Consider the following 15,816-nt stretch of genomic DNA (forward strand, 5'->3'; position numbering starts at 1 on the left):
ATCCACATCAGAAATTGTGACGGGATTATAGGTAGGGCATAAAAGGGTGATAATCCGTTCAAATTTCAAAGGACTGTTGCGCCATGAGCACAAATCTACCGTTGCCATTGCTGGCCGAAATGGCCATCTTCGTCAAGGTCGTGGAGACTGGCAGTTTCTCCGAGGCGGCCCGCCAGTCAGGTTCATCACCGTCGGCCATCAGCCGCAGTATTTCTCGCTTGGAGAAAGCCCTGGCGACCCGTTTGTTGCAACGCACCACCCGCAAGTTGCGTTTGAGCGATGGTGGGGAAGAGGTGTTCAAGCGCTGTCAGGAAATGGTCGCCGCCGCTCGGTCGGTGATGGAAATCAGCGGGCAGTTCACTCAGGAGGCTGAAGGTCGCATCCGCATCAGCGTACCCAAGGCGGTGGGGCGTTTCGTGATTCATCCGCACATGCCCGAATTCTTGCGTCGTTATCCGAAGGTCGATGTGGAGCTGTTCCTGGAGGATCGGCAGGTTGACCTGATCGACGATCACGTCGACCTGGCCATCCGGATTACCGATCAACCTCCGGTCGGGCTGGTGGGGCGTCAGTTGCTGACCATTGATCACCTGCTCTGCGCCACGCCGCAGTACCTGGCTGAACACGGTATGCCCAAGCATCCTCATGACCTGTTGGAGCACAGCTGCATTTACCTGGGGGCAACCCCGAACGATGCGCGCTGGAAATTCAAGAAAGGCAGCAAGTCCGTTACCGTCAGCGTGCGCGGACGCTACGCGGCCAATCACACGGGCGTGCGGTTGGGGGCCGTCTTGCAGCACATCGGCATTGGCAGCCTGCCGTACTTCACCGCCCGTCATGCCTTGGAGCAAGGCTTGATCGTACAGGTATTGGCCGACTGGACGTTCCTGGCTTCCTACCACGGTGGCTTGTGGTTGCTGCATTCACCGACCCGCTACCTGCCGCCCAAGTTGCGGGTGTTCATTGATTATCTGGTGGCGTGTCTGGAGAAGGAACCGACTTTGAGCACGGTGGGCGGCGGGAGTGGTTCCAGCAAGGTCGCGACACGTTATGAGTTGCCTGAGAGTGATGGGTTGTTTTGACCGGCCCCATCGCGAGCCTGCTCGCGATGGCGACCGCCTGGTCGATACTATAAAAAAGGCCCGCAGGGTTAACCGTGCGGGCCTTTCATGACGGATTGCAATCAGTGCTTGCTGTCCTGGTCCGACATCGCCAGCAATTGCTTTTCCTGGTTCCAGTCGAAAGGCTCGTCGTTTTGCTCGGCTTCGAAACGACGCTCCTCCAGGGCCTGGTACAGGGCGATTTCTTCGTCGGGCATGTAGTGCAGGCAGTCGCCGGCGAAGTACCAGAGCAGGTCGCGAGGCACCAGGTGGGCGATTTGTGGATAACGGACGATCACTTGGCACAGGAGGTCCTGGCCCAGGTACTGGCTTTCGATCGGGTCGACGGGCAGTTGCGAGCGCAACTCGTCGAAGCGCTCCAGAAACAGGGCGTGGCTTTCTTCGGGCACCTGTTCGGCCTCACCCACGGCGACCAGGATGCTGCGCAAGTGGTCAAGCAAGACAAGGTGATCGGCAACGACATTGGACACGAGATAAGTCCTCAAGAGCAAAACGGGCGCAGGAGTATAAAGGGCCTGCGCGCAGTTTCATACGCTTGAGCGGATCGGGCTGATGAGAGTCAGCCTTCGTGGCGAGGGAGCTTGCTCCCGCTGGGCTGCGTAGCGGCTCCCGGCTTTTGCGGTTGCTGCGCAACCGAGCGGGAGCAAGCTCCCTCGCCACGAAGGTACAACCCCTTGGCACTGGGGTTGAAACGCTGTCCGCTCAGCGCACTTTGGCTTCGGCGAGTATCAATTGCTCCTTGTCGAAATCATCCACGTCGATGACCTTGCGCCGCGCCGCCTCGGCCGCGCGCAAGGTCTGCGCTTCACCGGCTTGCAGCACACCCGCTTCCAGGGCTGCGTCGATGAGGGGTTCGCCCGGCGCTGGGTTGAGCTGACCCTGCTTGAGCGCGATGTGCAGTTTCTTGTGCAGCGGATGAGCGGCGGCCAGCAGGTCGGCAGCGTGTTGCAGGGCACCCACCGGGTCGTCGATCGATTGCGGGCGATAGCAGCCCTGCAGCAACTCTTCGAGGGTCGGATCACCTTTGGGCCGGCCGATGACCGCCGCCACCTCGGCGTCGAGCCTGTCGCTCGGGCCCTTGTGACGCCGACCGAAGGGGAACACCACCAGGCGCAACAGGCAACCCAGCACCCGGTTCGGGAAGTTGCTCAGCAGTTCATCCAGCGCACGTTCCGACTGGCCCAGGCTTTCTTCCATGGCCCAGGTGAACAGTGGCGTCATGTGGTCCGGCGAATCCAGGTCGTGATAGCGCTTGAGCGCGGCGGACGCCAGGTACAGGTTGCTCAAGACGTCGCCCAGGCGGGCCGACAAGCGTTCGCGGCGTTTGAGCTCTCCGCCCAGCAGCATCATGCTCAAGTCCGCCAGCAGCGCGAATGCCGCGGCCTGCCGGTTGAGGGCGCGGAAATACCCCTGGCTCAAGGCATTGCCGGGGGCCCTCTCGAAATGCCCCAGGCCCAGGTTGAGCACCAGGGTGCTGGCGGCGTTGCTGACGGCGAAACCGATATGCTTGAGCAGCAAGGCATCGAACTCGACCAGCGCCTGGTCCTTGTCTTCACGGGTTGCCAGGGCCATTTCCTTGAGCACGAACGGATGGCAGCGAATGGCGCCCTGGCCAAAGATCATCAGGTTGCGCGACAGGATGTTCGCGCCTTCGACCGTGATGAAGATCGGCGCACCTTGCCAACTGCGACCCAGGTAATTGTTCGGGCCCATGATGATGCCCTTGCCGCCATGCACGTCCATGGCGTGGCTGATGCACTCGCGGCCGCGCTCGGTCAGGTGGTACTTGAGAATGGCCGACAGCACCGAAGGCTTTTCCCCCAGGTCCACGGCGTTGGCGGTCAGCATGCGTGCGGCATCCATCATCCAGGCGTTGCCACCGATGCGCGCCATGGCTTCCTGGATACCTTCGAACGCCGACAACGGTACGTTGAATTGCTCGCGCACCTGGGCGTACTGGCCCGTTACCAGGCTGGTGAACTTTGCAGCACCGGTGCCCACCGCCGGCAGGGAAATCGAGCGTCCGACCGACAGGCAGTTCATCAGCATCATCCATCCCTTGCCGAGCATGTCCTGGCCGCCAATGAGGAAGTCCAGCGGGATGAACACGTCCTTGCCCCAGTTCGGCCCGTTCATGAACGCGGCGCCAAGGGGCAGGTGACGGCGGCCGATATGCACGCCAGGGGTGTCGGTGGGAATCAAGGCGAGGCTGATGCCCAGGTCTTCCTCGTCACCCAGCAGGTGGTCGGGGTCATACGCCTTGAAGGCCAGGCCCAGGAGGGTGGCCACCGGACCGAGGGTGATGTAGCGCTTTTCCCAGTTCAGGCGCAGGCCCAATGTTTCCTGGCCTTCCCATTCACCCTTGCAGATGACGCCGGTGTCGGGCATCGCCCCGGCGTCGGAGCCGGCCAGCGGCCCGGTCAGGGCGAAGCAGGGAATGTCGTCGCCACGGGCCAGTCGCGGCAGGTAATGGTCGCGTTGCTCATCAGTGCCGTAGTGCAGGAGCAGTTCCGCCGGGCCGAGGGAGTTGGGGACCATCACGGTGGAGGCCAGGTCGCCGCTGCGCGTGGCCAGTTTCATTGCCACCTGGGAGTGGGCATAGGCGGAGAACCCCTTGCCGCCGTATTCCTTGGGAATGATCAACGCGAAGAACCCGTGCTCCTTGATATGGGCCCAGGCTTCAGGCGGCAGGTCCATGGCCTGGCCGATCTGCCAGTCGCTGACCATTGCGCAGAGGGCTTCGGTAGGGCCGTCGAGGAACGCCTGCTCCTCCTCGGTGAGTTGCACCTTGGGGTAGGCCAGCAGCAAGTCCCAGTCCGGGCGGCCGCTGAACAGTTCGCCGTCCCACCACACCGTGCCGGCGTCGATGGCGTCGCGCTCGGTCTCGGACATGGGCGGCAGGGTTTTCTGGAACCAGTCGAACATCGGCGCACTGAAGTACCGACGGCGCAGGTCCGGTAGCAGCAGCGGGGCCGCGACGGCTGCGAGTACCACCCAGAGGATCAGCAGCAGCCAGCCGGGCGCATGGCTGAAAATGCCCATGGCCAACAGATAGACCGCGACGATACCCAGCGCGGGCAGCGGGTCGGTGCGCCGATGCGCCAGCCAGGCGATCCCGACGACCAGGACCAGTATCCACAACAACAGCATATGTAATCCTCCGTGAACCAAGGCAAAACCGACTTTCAGAGCTTAGACGGCATCTGCAAAACCGGCAGTCGGCGCGATGTGATTGATTTCGTGGGAAACCCTGGGTGCATTGCACCAGTCTGGTTGGCAACAGCCGTGGGAAATCGTTCGTTAACGAGGTGAGAAAACGCCATTGTTTGGCCGGAATGCCGTTATCCCTGGGCCGGGGCGGTGGATAAACTCGTGGTTTCCCGATGCCAGTTCGCCCACCACTGTTGTGGCGAGGGAGCTTGCTCCCGCTGGGCTGCGTAGCGGCCCCCAGCTTTTACGGTTGCTGCGCAACCGAGCGGGAGCAAGCTCCCTCGCCACAAGGATCTGGTTCGGCATTACCTGCGGTGATGTTTCCCGAGAGGTCTTTCCTTATATGCAGCAATACCTGAACCCCGGCCCCTTCATCGACCGCGATCACCCCGCGGTCATCGACTTTACCGAAACCCACCGCGGCGTCGATCGCGACCCGCTGGCCCAAGCGGTCAGCCTGTATTACGCCGTGCGCGAGGCGGTGCGCTACAACCCCTACACCTTCAGCCGCGACCCGGCGACCCTGCGCGGCAGTTACGCGCTGGCTGCCGGCGAAAGCTATTGCGTGCCCAAGGCCACCTTGCTGGCCGGTTGCGCCCGGCATTGCGGCATCCCGGCGCGCATCGGCCTGGCGGATGTGCGCAATCACCTGTCTACGCCGCGCTTGCTGGAATTGCTCAGGAGCGACGTGTTCGCCATGCACGGTTATACCGAGCTGTACCTGAACGACCGCTGGGTCAAGGCCACGCCGGCATTCAACCAGGGGCTGTGCGAGTTGTTCGACGTGGCCCCGCTGGAGTTCGACGGTCGCCACGACAGCGTGTTCCACCCGTTCAATCGGCAAGGGGCAAAGCTGATGGAGTACATCACCGACCACGGCCAGTTCGCCGATGTGCCCGAAGCGTTCTTCTTCGAACACCTGGAGAAATGCTACCCGCACCTGTTCGGCGCGCAGGTGCCGCGCTTGCTCGGCGACATGCAGGGTGATTTGAGTCGTGTCTGATCCGGCGTATGCTGCTGCGGCATTTATCCATCGAGGGACGCCGTGATGCTGAAGATATGGGGTCGGAAAAATTCATCGAATGTGCGCAAGGCGTTGTGGTGCGCAGAAGAGTTGGGGCTGGCCTACGAGGCCATTGATGCGGGCGGGGCATTCGGTGTGGTGGATACGCCCGAATACCGTGCGAAAAACCCCAATGGTCGGGTGCCGATGATCGAGGACGACGGCTTCGTGCTTTGGGAGTCCAACACGATTGTGCGTTACCTGGCTGCTCGCCATGCGTCGGGTTCGGCCTGGTATCCCGCCAGCGTACAGGCACGGGCCCAGGCTGAAAAATGGATGGACTGGACCACCTCCAGTTTTGCCGCACCGTTTCGCACGGTGTTCTGGGGCGTCTTGCGCACCCCGGCCGAGCAACAGGACTGGGCAGCCATCAACGCGGCGATCAAAGACTGCGATGACTTGCTGGCCATGGTCGAGCAGACCTTGAGTGAGCAGCCCTACCTGTCGGGTGATGAAATCGGCATGGGCGACATTCCCCTGGGCAGTTTCATTTATGCCTGGTTCGAGATGCCCATCCAGCGCGCCGAGCTACCTGCCGTGCAGGCCTGGTACGCGCGATTGCAGCAGCGTCCGGCCTACCGCAAAGCTGTCATGACCGCGTTGACTTAATACTTACTATCGACACACTTGACTGTACTTGTGCGGCGACGCCAAGCACCATTGCCTTCGTGCGCCGTGGTTGCATTGCTCGCCGCCCGCCCTTATCTAGTCTTTTCTTCCCTCCCTTCTTGGTGCGTAATCCGATATGAGTTCCGCTCTGTCCATCCGGCAGCTAACCAAAACCTACGGCAACGGTTTCCAGGCCTTGAGTGGTATCGATCTGGATGTCGCCGAAGGTGACTTTTTCGCCTTGCTCGGCCCGAACGGTGCCGGCAAATCCACCACCATCGGCATTCTTTCCACCTTGGTGAACAAGACCAGCGGCACGGTGAACGTGTTCGGTCATGACCTGGATCGCGAGCCCGCAGCCCTCAAGCGCTGCATTGGCGTGGTGCCCCAGGAATTCAACTTCAACCAGTTCGAAAAGACCTTCGACATCGTCGTGACCCAAGCCGGTTACTACGGCATTCCGCCGAAGATCGCCAACGAGCGCGCCGAGCAGTACCTGACCCAATTGGGCCTGTGGGACAAGCGTGACGTGCCGTCCCGTTCACTGTCCGGCGGCATGAAGCGTCGCCTGATGATTGCCCGCGCGCTGGTGCATGAGCCGCGCCTGCTGATCCTCGACGAACCGACTGCCGGCGTGGACATCGAACTGCGTCGTTCGATGTGGACCTTCCTCACCGAGCTGAACCAGAAAGGCATCACCATCATCCTCACCACCCATTACCTGGAGGAGGCTGAGCAGTTGTGCCGCAACATCGGCATCATCGACCACGGCACCATCGTCGAGAACACCAGCATGCGCCAGTTGCTCAGCCAACTGCATGTGGAAACCTTCCTGCTGGACCTGAAAAACGACCTGGCGACGGCGCCCCAGCTCATGGGTTATCCGGCCCGCCTGGTAGACAGCCACACCCTGGAAGTCCAGGTAGACAAGGCCGTGGGTATCACCGGGCTGTTCGCCCAACTGGCCCTGCAGAACATTGAAGTGCAGAGCCTGCGCAATAAAACCAATCGCCTCGAGGAGTTGTTCGTGTCCCTGGTGGAGAAAAATCTGGCGAAGGTGGCGGTATGAGCATGAGTTCCGAACTGCGCCCCAACCTCATCGCCCTCAATACCATCGTTTACCGTGAAGTCCGGCGTTTCATGCGGATCTGGCCGCAGACGCTGCTGCCACCGGCCATCACCATGGTCTTGTACTTCGTCATCTTCGGTAATCTGATCGGCCGGCAGATCGGCGACATGGGTGGCTTCACGTACATGGACTACATCGTGCCGGGGCTGATCATGATGTCGGTGATCACCAACTCCTACGGCAACGTGGTGTCGAGTTTCTTCGGCAGCAAGTTCCAGCGTTCGATCGAAGAACTGATGGTCTCGCCGGTGTCGCCCCATACGATCCTCATCGGCTACACCTTGGGCGGTGTCCTGCGCGGCCTGGCGGTGGGCCTGATCGTGACCCTGCTGTCGTTGTTCTTTACCGATTTGCAGGTGCATCACCTGGGCGTGACGGTATTGGTGGTGGTGCTCACGGCCACGATCTTTTCGCTGCTGGGGTTCATCAATGCCGTGTTTGCGCGCAACTTCGATGACATCTCCATCATCCCGACGTTCGTGCTCACGCCGCTGACTTACCTAGGCGGGGTGTTCTACTCGATCTCCCTGCTGCCGCCGTTCTGGCAGACCGTGTCCCTGGCCAACCCGGTGCTGCACATGGTCAACGCCTTTCGCTATGGCATTCTCGGGGTGTCGGACATCAAGATCAGCATCGCGATCACCTTCATGCTGGTGGCGACCGTGGTGCTTTACATCGGTTGCGCGCGGTTGCTGGTCAGCGGCCGCGGGATGCGCACCTAAACCCTTGTGGGAGCGAGCTTGCTCGCGATGGCGTCAGTCGAAACACCATTAAGAAAGGCCTCCATTCCCAGACAAAGCGGTTCAGTCAAGAAAATGATGGACCTGTGGCGAGGGAGCTTGCTCCCGCTCGGCTGCGAAGCAGTCGTAAATCGGCGGGTGCGGTGTGTCTGATACTCCACATCTGGCAGGTTTTGGGGCCGCTCCGCGGCCCAGCGGGAGCAAGCTCCCTCGCCACGGGTTTGTCGATTGCCTTAAGTGAACAGCATGACCCTTCCCGGGAGGCCTTTTTGCGTCTCACATCCGGCTTTTCTTGCGCCGCCGCCACTGTCGGGCCACCCACCAGCGCCAGTAACTCATGGTGACGAAGTAGGCGAGGGCGCCGAGTACCAGGCCGGTCACCACCGAGCCGAGCAGGAACGGCTGCCACAAGGTGGACAACTGGCCACTGATCCATTCCCAGGTCAGCTCTTCGGGCAGCGTCCGGGCGGGCACATCCATCAGCCAGGCGCCGGTCTGATAGGTGCAGAAAAACACCGCCGGCATGGTGATCGGATTGGTCAGCCACACCAGGCTCACCGCAATCGGCATATTGCCGCGCACCGTGACGGCCAATGCGGCGGCCAGCAACATCTGCAGCGGGATTGGCAAGAACGCGGCAAACAGGCCAACAGCCATCGCCCGGGCGACAGAGTGCCGATTGAGGTGCCAAAGGTTGGGATCGTGCAGCAGCGTGCCGAGAAAACGTAAGGACTTATGTTCCCGAATGCTCTCTGGGTCTGGCATGTAACGTTTGAATAGGCGCCGGGGCATAAGGCTTCTCGGTCGGTTCAACGCAGTAAGGCCGCAAGTATGTCTGGATTCTACGGCTGGCAGATTCAGACTTTGTGACAATTGATAACGCCAGCGGTGCCGTGGACCGTCTATGCCTGAAGAGGGCACTCTCAAGGACGGGTTATGCGCACAGGGTTAGTCGCGCTTGCACTGGGGTTGTTGGCCCCGATTTTTTTGCCGGCATTGCCGCCGTTATGGCTGATTGCAGCCATGCCGGTGCTGGCGCTGATGGCGTTGCCGTTTCGAACTTATCCTCTGGGTTTTTTCCTGTTCGGGCTGGCCTGGGCCTGCCTGTCGGCGCAGTTTGCGCTGGACGATCGGTTACCGATCGCGCTCGACGGCGAAACCCGCTGGGTCGAGGGACGAGTGGTCGGCTTGCCGCAACAGGGCGAAGGCGTGGTGCGCTTCGAACTGACCGATACCCATTCACGTCGTACCCGATTACCGACAACGATGCGCCTCGCCTGGTTCGGGGGGCCGCCTGTAAACAGCGGCGAACGATGGCGATTGGCAGTGAAGCTCAAGCGGCCCGCCGGGTTGTTGAACCCGCACGGCTTCGACTATGCCGCCTGGTTGTTGAGCCGCGGCGTTGGTGCGACCGGTACCGTCAAGGACGGGCATCTCCTGCACGCGGTCCGGGGTGCCTGGCGTGACGAGGTGCGCCAGGCGTTGGCACAGGTTGACGCCCATGGCCGCTCTGGCGCGCTGGCGGCCTTGGTCCTGGGCGACGGCGGCGGGCTGAGTCGCGAGGATTGGCAGGTGCTGCAAGACACCGGCACCGTCCACTTGCTGGTGATCTCCGGGCAGCACATCGGCCTGCTTGCCGGCCTGGTGTACCTGTTGGTGGCCGGAGCGGCGCGTTATGGTCTGTGGCCGGCGGGGCTGGCGTGGTTGCCTTGGGCCTGTGCGCTGGCCTTTTGCGCCGCCCTGGGCTACGGCTTGCTCGCCGGCTTCGAGGTGCCGGTGCGGCGGGCCTGCGCGATGATTGGCCTGGTGTTGCTGTGGCGCTTGCGTTTCAAGCAGCCAGATCCGTGGTGGGCATGGCTGCTGGCCTTCGTCGGGGTGCTGGTGTTCGACCCGCTTGCCAGCTTGCGGCCAGGGTTCTGGTTGTCGTTTGCAGCCGTGGCCATATTGATGTTCACCTTTGGCGCCCGCCTGGGGCCCTGGCGCTGGTGGCAAACCTGGACCCGTGCCCAGTGGCTGGTAGCGCTTGGCCTGTGTCCGCTGTTGTTGATCGTGGGCTTGCCGGTCAGCCTCAGCGGGCCGTTGGTGAACTTGCTCGCGGTGCCCTGGATCAGCCTGTTGGTATTGCCGTCAGCGCTGCTTGGCACTGCATTGTTGCCGGTGCCATTTATGGGCGAAGGCCTGCTGTGGATCGCCGGCGGGCTGCTGGATCTGCTATTCAAGGGGCTGACGCTGGTTGCCGGACGGATGCCGGCCTGGGTCCCTGCTGCGGTCCCGCCCTGGGCCTTGGCTATCGCCGTCCTCGGTGCTTTTTTGCTGCTGTTGCCCAAAGGTGTGCCGCAACGTGTACTGGGCTGGCCGATGGTGTTGCTGATGGTATTTCCACCCCAAGAACACCTGCCGCAAGGGCACGCCGAGATCTGGCAACTGGACGTGGGCCAAGGGCTGGCGGTGCTGGTGCGGACCCGGCGGCACACCCTGCTTTACGACGCCGGACCGCGCTTTGGCGAGGCTGACGCGGGCGAGCGGGTCGTACTGCCGACCTTGCGCAAACTGGGTGTGCGCAGCTTGGACCTGATGTTGCTCAGCCACGCCGACGCCGATCACGCTGGCGGTGCCCGCGCCGTGCGCAAGGGGCTGCCGACGCTGGAGGTGATCAGCGGCGATCCCGACGCGCTCCCCGCCGAGCTGCTGGCCGGGCCTTGCGACAGTGGCAGGCGCTGGGAATGGGACGGGGTCGGGTTCGAACTGTGGCGGTGGGCCTCTGCTGTCGAGAGCAACCAGAAGTCCTGCGTCTTGCTGGTGGAGGCCGGTGGTGAGCGCCTGCTGCTGACCGGCGATATCGACACGCATGCCGAGCGCGCCTTGCTCGACGAGGCCCTGGCGGTGCCGATCCAGTGGCTGGCCGCGCCGCACCACGGTAGCCGCAGTTCGTCGTCGATGGCGTTGCTGTCGCGTCTCAAGCCGCATTCGGTATTGATCTCCCGAGGGCAGGGCAACGCGTTCGGCCACCCTCATCCCCAGGTGATGGCCCGGTATCGGCGCTCAGGCCTGACGATATACGACAGTGCCGAGCAGGGCGCCATTCGTCTGCAACTGGGCGCTTTCGAGCGGCCGCGTACCGAGGCCGGGCATCGCCGATACTGGCGTGATCCGCCAGCAGTCGGGGCACCGGGGCAATATTGATCCAGCGCAATCGGCTGATGCGCTTATCGGTGGGGCGGGTCTGCAAGGCGAGTCGGTGTGATAAAGTGGCGCACTTTTTCGAGGGGGCAGTCACTGTGTGGGAATTGGTCAAATCCGGCGGCTGGATGATGTTGCCGATCATTCTGAGTTCCATCGTGGCACTGGGTATCGTTGCCGAACGCCTGTGGACCCTGCGGGCCAGCCGCGTGACCCCGGAGCATCTGCTCGGGCAGGTCTGGGTCTGGATCAAGGACAAGCAACTGAACAAGGACAAGCTCAAGGAGCTGCGGGCCAGTTCCCCCTTGGGGGAAGTCCTCGCCGCCGGCCTGGCGAACTCCAAGCATGGTCGCGAGATCATGAAGGAGTGCATCGAGGAAGCTGCCGCCCGGGTCATCCACGAACTGGAGCGCTATATCAATACCCTGGGCACCATCGCCGCCATGTCCCCGCTGCTGGGCCTGCTGGGTACGGTGCTGGGCATGATCGACATCTTCAGTGCGTTTACCGGCTCCGGCATGACCGCTAACGCCGCAGTACTGGCGGGGGGCATTTCCAAGGCTTTGATCACCACCGCCGCCGGCCTGATGGTGGGTATTCCGGCCGTGTTCTTCCATCGGTTCCTGCAACGCCGTGTCGACGAGTTGGTGGTCGGTATGGAGCAGGAAGCGATCAAGCTGGTCGAGGTGGTGCAAGGTGACCGTGACGTGGACCTGGCTGGGGGCAAGAAGTGAAATTCCGCCGCAAGCCACGGGAAAACATCGAGATCAACCTTGCATCGCTGATCGACGTGGTGTTCATCCTGCTGCTGTTTTTCGTCGTGACCACCACGTTCACCCGGGAAACCCAGCTCAAGGTTGAATTGCCACAGGCCGTCAGCGGCTCGCCGGCCGAAGACCAGCAATTGAAGAACCTGGAAGTCACCATCAGCGCCGAAGGGGCGTTCTCGGTGAACAACCAGTTGCTGCCCAAGAGCGACCTGGCGAGCCTGATCGAGGCCCTGCAGAAAGAATCCGGCGGCGACACCAACCTGCCGCTGTCCATCAGCGCCGACGGCAAGACCCCTCATCAATCGGTGATCACCGCCATGGACGCGGCCGGCAAGCTCGGTTTCAGCCATCTGCGCATGACCACGGTCGAGGCGGCCCCGGCACCCTGATGGCCATGTCCGATCGATTGCTTGCCGCGTGGTACGAAGGTCATCCGGCCCTGGCCCTGCTACGGCCGCTGGAGTGGATGTACCGACGGGTGGTGGTGGGCAAGCGCGAGCGTTTCCTGGCGGGCGAAGGCCAGATCTACCAGCCCCCCGTGCCGTTGGTGGTGGTGGGCAATATCACGGTCGGCGGCACCGGCAAGACACCGTTGATCCTGTGGCTGATCCAGCACTGCCAGCGTAGTGGCCTGCGGGTCGGCGTGGTCAGCCGGGGTTACGGCGCCAAGCCGCCGCAGCTGCCGTGGCGGGTCGCGGCCGAGCAGGGCGCCGACATCGCGGGTGATGAGCCGCTGTTGATCGTCCAGCGCACAGGTGTGCCGTTGATGATCGACCCTGATCGCAGTCGCGCGATCCAGGCGCTGCTGGAGGCCGAACCACTAGACCTGATCCTGTCCGACGACGGCATGCAGCATTATCGGATGGCCCGGGACCTCGAGCTGGTGTTGATAGACAACGCCCGCGGCTTGGGCAACCGGCGTTGCCTGCCGGCAGGGCCGTTGCGCGAACCGGTCGAGCGCCTGCAATCGGTCGACGCCGTGCTGTACAACGGCGCCAGTGCCGACCGCGAAGACGGCTTCGCCTTCCAATTGCGCCCCACCGAACTGGTGAACCTGGCCAGTGGCGAACGCCGCCCCCTCGACCATTTCCCACCCGGCCAGGCCCTGCACGCCGTGGCCGGCATCGGCAATCCCCAGCGTTTCTTCAAGACCCTCGAAACGCTACACTGGCGGCCAATACCGCATGGGTTTGCCGACCACGCCGAATACAGCGCCCAGGCCTTGAGTTTCAAGCCATCGCTGCCGGTGGTCATGACGGAAAAGGACGCCGTCAAATGCCGTGCCTTCGCCGCACCCGACTGGTGGTACCTGGCGGTAGACGCCGCGCCGTCACCGGCTTTCGCGGCCTGGTTCGATACGCAGTTGATACGCCTGTTGCCGGATCGGCTTTTGCCTTAAAACCTTTTATCCAGGGGAATTCCATGGACACCAAATTGCTCGATATTCTGGCTTGCCCGGTCTGCAAAGGCCCGCTCAAGCTCAGCGCCGACAAGACCGAACTGATCAGCAAGGGGGCCGGCCTGGCCTACCCGATTCGCGATGGCATCCCGGTGATGCTCGAAAGCGAAGCCCGCACCCTGACCACCGACGAGCGCCTGGATAAATGACCGCAGCCTTTACCGTTGTCATTCCGTCGCGTTTCGCTTCGACGCGCCTGCCCGGCAAGCCGTTGCTGTCGATTGCCGGCAAGCCGATGATTCAGCATGTCTGGGAGCAGGCCTGCAAAAGCAGCGCCCAGCGTGTGGTGGTGGCGACTGACGATGCGCGCATCGTCGAGGCCTGCAAAGGCTTTGGCGCCGAAGTCGTCCTGACGCGTGAAGACCATAATTCCGGCACTGACCGCCTGGCGGAGGTCGCGGCGAAGCTCGGTCTTGCCGCCGATGCTATCGTGGTCAATGTGCAAGGCGACGAGCCGTTGATCCCGCCGAGCGTTATCGATCAGGTCGCCGCCAACCTCGCGGCCCACACCGAGGCGCGCATGGCCACCCTGGCCGAGCCGATCGAGGATGTGCAGACCTTGTTCAATCCCAACGTGGTCAAGGTGGTCAGTGACCTCAATGGCCTGGCGTTGACCTTCAGCCGCGCGACGTTGCCCTGGGCGCGGGACGCATTTGCCCAAAGCCGTGACGTGATGCCGGAAGGCGTGCCATACCGCCGCCACATCGGCATCTATGCCTACCGCGCCGGCTTCCTCCAGGACTTCGTCGCCTGGGGCCCGTGCTGGCTGGAAAACACTGAAGCCCTGGAACAGCTGCGTGCCCTGTGGCACGGCGTGCGGATCCACGTCGCCGATGCGCTGATCGCCCCGCCGACCGGCGTGGACACCGCCGAAGACCTCGAGCGCGTTCGTCGCCTGCTGGAGGCTTGATGCGGGTCCTGTTTGTCTGCCTCGGCAATATCTGCCGCTCGCCCACCGCCGAAGGCATCCTGCGCCACAAGTTGCGTGAGGCCGGGTTGGCCGGGCAGGTGGAAGTCGCTTCCGCCGGCACCGGTGACTGGCACGTCGGCAAGGCTCCGGACAAGCGCAGCCAGGCGGCGGCCCTGAAGCGTGGCTACGACTTGTCGGCCCAGCGTGCGCAACAGGTGACCCGCGCTGATTTCGCCGGCTATGACCTGATCCTGGCGATGGACAGCAGCAACCTGCGCCACCTCAAGGCCTTGCAACCTGCCAATGGCAAGGCCGAGCTGGACCTGTTCCTGCGGCGCTACGAAGCTGAACTCGACGATGTGCCGGACCCGTACTACGACGGCGAACAAGGCTTCGAACAAGTGCTGGACCTGATCGAGCGCGCTACCGATCGCCTGGTGATCGAATTGAAGGGGCGGTTATGACCTTGCAGGTTCGGGCGGGCGTCAGCCTCAAGCCCTTCAACAGTTTCGGGGTGGACGTCACTGCCCGGTTGTTCGCCGAAGCCCACAGCGATGGTGATGTTCGCGAGGCGTTGGCTTATGCCGCCGAACATGCCGTGCCATTGTTGGTAATAGGGGGCGGCAGCAACCTGTTGCTGACCGGCGACATCGACGCGCTGGTGCTGCGCATGACCAGCCACGGTATTCGCCTGCTCAGCGATGACGGCGAACGCGTAGTGGTCGAAGCCGAAGCAGGGGAGCCCTGGCACCCGTTCGTCCAGCACACGTTGGCGCAGGGCTGGTCCGGATTGGAGAACCTCAGTCTGATCCCCGGTACTGTGGGCGCGGCACCGATGCAAAACATCGGCGCCTACGGTGTGGAGATCAAGGACGTCTTCTCCGGCCTCACCGCGCTGGATCGCCAGACCGGCGAGCTGCGCGATTTCAGCCTTGAAGACTGTCGGTTCGCTTATCGCGACAGCCTCTTCAAACAGCAAGCGGGTCGCTGGTTGATCCTGCGGGTGCGCTTCGCCCTCAGTCGCGCCGCACACTTGCATCTGGAGTACGGTCCGGTTCGCCAGCGATTGACCGAGCAGGGCATCGAGCAGGCGACACCCTCCGACGTGAGCCGGGCCATTTGCAGCATCCGCAGCGAAAAACTCCCGGACCCGGCCGTGCTGGGCAATGCCGGCAGCTTCTTCAAGAACCCGCTGGTGCCGGCTGCGCACGTGGCGCACCTCAAACTGCAATACCCTGACCTGGTGGCTTATCCACAGTCTGAAGGGCAGATGAAAATCGCCGCCGGCTGGTTGATCGAACGGGCCGGCTGGAAGGGCTTTCGCGAAGGTGATGCTGGGGTGCATAAGTTGCAGGCGTTGGTGTTGGTCAACTACGGTAACGCCACGGGCCCGCAACTTCTGGACCTGGCCCTGCGCATCCAGAAAGACATTGCCGAGCGTTTCCAGGTCGAGCTGGAAATGGAACCCAATCGGTACTGAACCGCGCTTGCCCGATCACCTGGAAAAACGCCCTGAACACCTTGCGCACGATCATTTGTGCAGGATTGTGCAGGGCGTTTTGCTTGATCCTGGGTTAATTTAGCTCGCTAGCGATGTCACCATCGGCATCTTGAAGGCCCGGTGC

At 62.6% G+C, this 15,816-nt stretch carries 16 protein-coding genes; 13 read left to right on the forward strand and 3 right to left on the reverse strand.

Going from position 1 to position 15,816, the window contains the following annotated elements:
• The first annotated feature begins 83 nt into the window (after positions 1–83).
• Positions 84–1,082, forward strand: a complete 999-nt coding sequence (locus tag TK06_RS29500) for a LysR family transcriptional regulator (RefSeq protein WP_063324896.1) — start codon at positions 84–86, stop codon at positions 1,080–1,082.
• A 101-nt stretch (positions 1,083–1,183) separates the two neighbouring features.
• Here TK06_RS29500 and TK06_RS29505 read toward each other — a convergent pair whose 3' ends face one another.
• Positions 1,184–1,591 carry a PA2817 family protein gene (locus tag TK06_RS29505; RefSeq protein WP_063324897.1) on the reverse strand — a complete coding sequence of 136 codons (408 nt, stop codon included), beginning with the start codon at positions 1,589–1,591 and terminating at the stop codon, positions 1,184–1,186.
• A gap of 232 nt (positions 1,592–1,823) precedes the next feature.
• Positions 1,824–4,271, reverse strand: a complete 2,448-nt coding sequence (locus TK06_RS29510; RefSeq protein ID WP_063324898.1) for an acyl-CoA dehydrogenase — start codon at positions 4,269–4,271, stop codon at positions 1,824–1,826.
• A 403-nt stretch (positions 4,272–4,674) separates the two neighbouring features.
• Here TK06_RS29510 and TK06_RS29515 point away from each other — a divergent pair, with 403 nt between their 5' ends.
• From TK06_RS29515 to TK06_RS29530, 4 genes are all read left to right on the forward strand, one after another.
• Complete coding sequence (locus tag TK06_RS29515; protein ID WP_063324899.1) at positions 4,675–5,334, forward strand: transglutaminase-like domain-containing protein; 660 nt, start codon at positions 4,675–4,677, stop codon at positions 5,332–5,334.
• 45 nt (positions 5,335–5,379) lie between these two features.
• Positions 5,380–6,003: a glutathione S-transferase family protein gene (locus TK06_RS29520; protein ID WP_063324900.1), complete on the forward strand. Its 624-nt coding sequence runs from the start codon at positions 5,380–5,382 to the stop codon at positions 6,001–6,003.
• Between the two features lie 136 nt (positions 6,004–6,139).
• Positions 6,140–7,072: an ABC transporter ATP-binding protein gene (locus tag TK06_RS29525; RefSeq protein WP_063324901.1), complete on the forward strand. Its 933-nt coding sequence runs from the start codon at positions 6,140–6,142 to the stop codon at positions 7,070–7,072.
• Positions 7,073–7,074: 2 nt separating this feature from the next.
• A complete protein-coding gene (locus tag TK06_RS29530; RefSeq protein ID WP_053124195.1) occupies positions 7,075–7,854 on the forward strand; it encodes an ABC transporter permease in 780 nt (259 codons plus the stop codon).
• A gap of 294 nt (positions 7,855–8,148) precedes the next feature.
• On the opposite strand, the gene TK06_RS29535 is transcribed toward TK06_RS29530, so the two are convergent.
• Positions 8,149–8,664, reverse strand: coding sequence for a DUF2062 domain-containing protein (locus TK06_RS29535; RefSeq protein ID WP_046063671.1), 516 nt, complete (start codon positions 8,662–8,664; stop codon positions 8,149–8,151).
• Between the two features lie 144 nt (positions 8,665–8,808).
• On the opposite strand from TK06_RS29535, the gene TK06_RS29540 reads away from it, so the two are divergent.
• From TK06_RS29540 to murB, 8 genes are all read left to right on the forward strand, one after another.
• Entirely contained in the window at positions 8,809–11,055 is a 2,247-nt protein-coding gene (locus tag TK06_RS29540; protein WP_063324902.1) for a DNA internalization-related competence protein ComEC/Rec2, read from the forward strand.
• Between the two features lie 95 nt (positions 11,056–11,150).
• A complete protein-coding gene (locus tag TK06_RS29545) occupies positions 11,151–11,786 on the forward strand; it encodes a MotA/TolQ/ExbB proton channel family protein (RefSeq protein ID WP_161951746.1) in 636 nt (211 codons plus the stop codon).
• Entirely contained in the window at positions 11,783–12,211 is a 429-nt protein-coding gene (locus TK06_RS29550) for an ExbD/TolR family protein (RefSeq protein WP_053123850.1), read from the forward strand. The genes TK06_RS29545 and TK06_RS29550 overlap by 4 nt, the downstream gene beginning before the upstream one ends.
• Positions 12,211–13,221 (forward strand): tetraacyldisaccharide 4'-kinase, encoded by a 1,011-nt coding sequence (gene lpxK, locus TK06_RS29555; protein ID WP_063324904.1) that lies wholly within the window; start codon positions 12,211–12,213, stop codon positions 13,219–13,221. The genes TK06_RS29550 and lpxK overlap by 1 nt, the downstream gene beginning before the upstream one ends.
• A gap of 23 nt (positions 13,222–13,244) precedes the next feature.
• On the forward strand, positions 13,245–13,430 hold the full coding sequence (locus TK06_RS29560; protein ID WP_003179363.1) for a Trm112 family protein: 186 nt from the start codon (positions 13,245–13,247) through the stop codon (positions 13,428–13,430).
• Positions 13,427–14,191: a 3-deoxy-manno-octulosonate cytidylyltransferase gene (gene kdsB / locus TK06_RS29565; RefSeq protein WP_053189634.1), complete on the forward strand. Its 765-nt coding sequence runs from the start codon at positions 13,427–13,429 to the stop codon at positions 14,189–14,191. The genes TK06_RS29560 and kdsB overlap by 4 nt, the downstream gene beginning before the upstream one ends.
• Entirely contained in the window at positions 14,191–14,655 is a 465-nt protein-coding gene (locus tag TK06_RS29570) for a low molecular weight protein-tyrosine-phosphatase (RefSeq protein WP_063324905.1), read from the forward strand. Before kdsB ends, TK06_RS29570 begins: the two co-directional genes overlap by 1 nt.
• Positions 14,652–15,671, forward strand: a complete 1,020-nt coding sequence (murB, locus tag TK06_RS29575; protein WP_063324906.1) for a UDP-N-acetylmuramate dehydrogenase — start codon at positions 14,652–14,654, stop codon at positions 15,669–15,671. The genes TK06_RS29570 and murB overlap by 4 nt, the downstream gene beginning before the upstream one ends.
• Positions 15,672–15,816: the final 145 nt, after the last annotated feature.

The organism is Pseudomonas fluorescens, from assembly GCF_001623525.1.
GTDB classification, from domain to species: domain Bacteria; phylum Pseudomonadota; class Gammaproteobacteria; order Pseudomonadales; family Pseudomonadaceae; genus Aquipseudomonas; species Aquipseudomonas fluorescens_Q.

Excerpts from the sequence above, each read along its gene's own strand:
- TK06_RS29500 (WP_063324896.1), top strand. The coding sequence starts at position 84 with ATGAGCACAAATCTACCGTTGCCATTGCTGGCCGAAATGGCCATCTTC.
- TK06_RS29510 (WP_063324898.1), bottom strand. The coding sequence starts at position 4,271 with ATGCTGTTGTTGTGGATACTGGTCCTGGTCGTCGGGATCGCCTGGCTG.
- TK06_RS29515 (WP_063324899.1), top strand. The coding sequence starts at position 4,675 with ATGCAGCAATACCTGAACCCCGGCCCCTTCATCGACCGCGATCACCCC.
- TK06_RS29520 (WP_063324900.1), top strand. The coding sequence starts at position 5,380 with ATGCTGAAGATATGGGGTCGGAAAAATTCATCGAATGTGCGCAAGGCG.
- TK06_RS29525 (WP_063324901.1), top strand. The coding sequence starts at position 6,140 with ATGAGTTCCGCTCTGTCCATCCGGCAGCTAACCAAAACCTACGGCAAC.
- TK06_RS29530 (WP_053124195.1), top strand. The coding sequence starts at position 7,075 with ATGAGTTCCGAACTGCGCCCCAACCTCATCGCCCTCAATACCATCGTT.
- TK06_RS29535 (WP_046063671.1), bottom strand. The coding sequence starts at position 8,664 with ATGCCCCGGCGCCTATTCAAACGTTACATGCCAGACCCAGAGAGCATT.
- TK06_RS29540 (WP_063324902.1), top strand. The coding sequence starts at position 8,809 with ATGCGCACAGGGTTAGTCGCGCTTGCACTGGGGTTGTTGGCCCCGATT.
- lpxK (WP_063324904.1), top strand. The coding sequence starts at position 12,211 with ATGGCCATGTCCGATCGATTGCTTGCCGCGTGGTACGAAGGTCATCCG.
- TK06_RS29560 (WP_003179363.1), top strand. The coding sequence starts at position 13,245 with ATGGACACCAAATTGCTCGATATTCTGGCTTGCCCGGTCTGCAAAGGC.
- kdsB (WP_053189634.1), top strand. The coding sequence starts at position 13,427 with ATGACCGCAGCCTTTACCGTTGTCATTCCGTCGCGTTTCGCTTCGACG.
- TK06_RS29570 (WP_063324905.1), top strand. The coding sequence starts at position 14,191 with ATGCGGGTCCTGTTTGTCTGCCTCGGCAATATCTGCCGCTCGCCCACC.
- murB (WP_063324906.1), top strand. The coding sequence starts at position 14,652 with ATGACCTTGCAGGTTCGGGCGGGCGTCAGCCTCAAGCCCTTCAACAGT.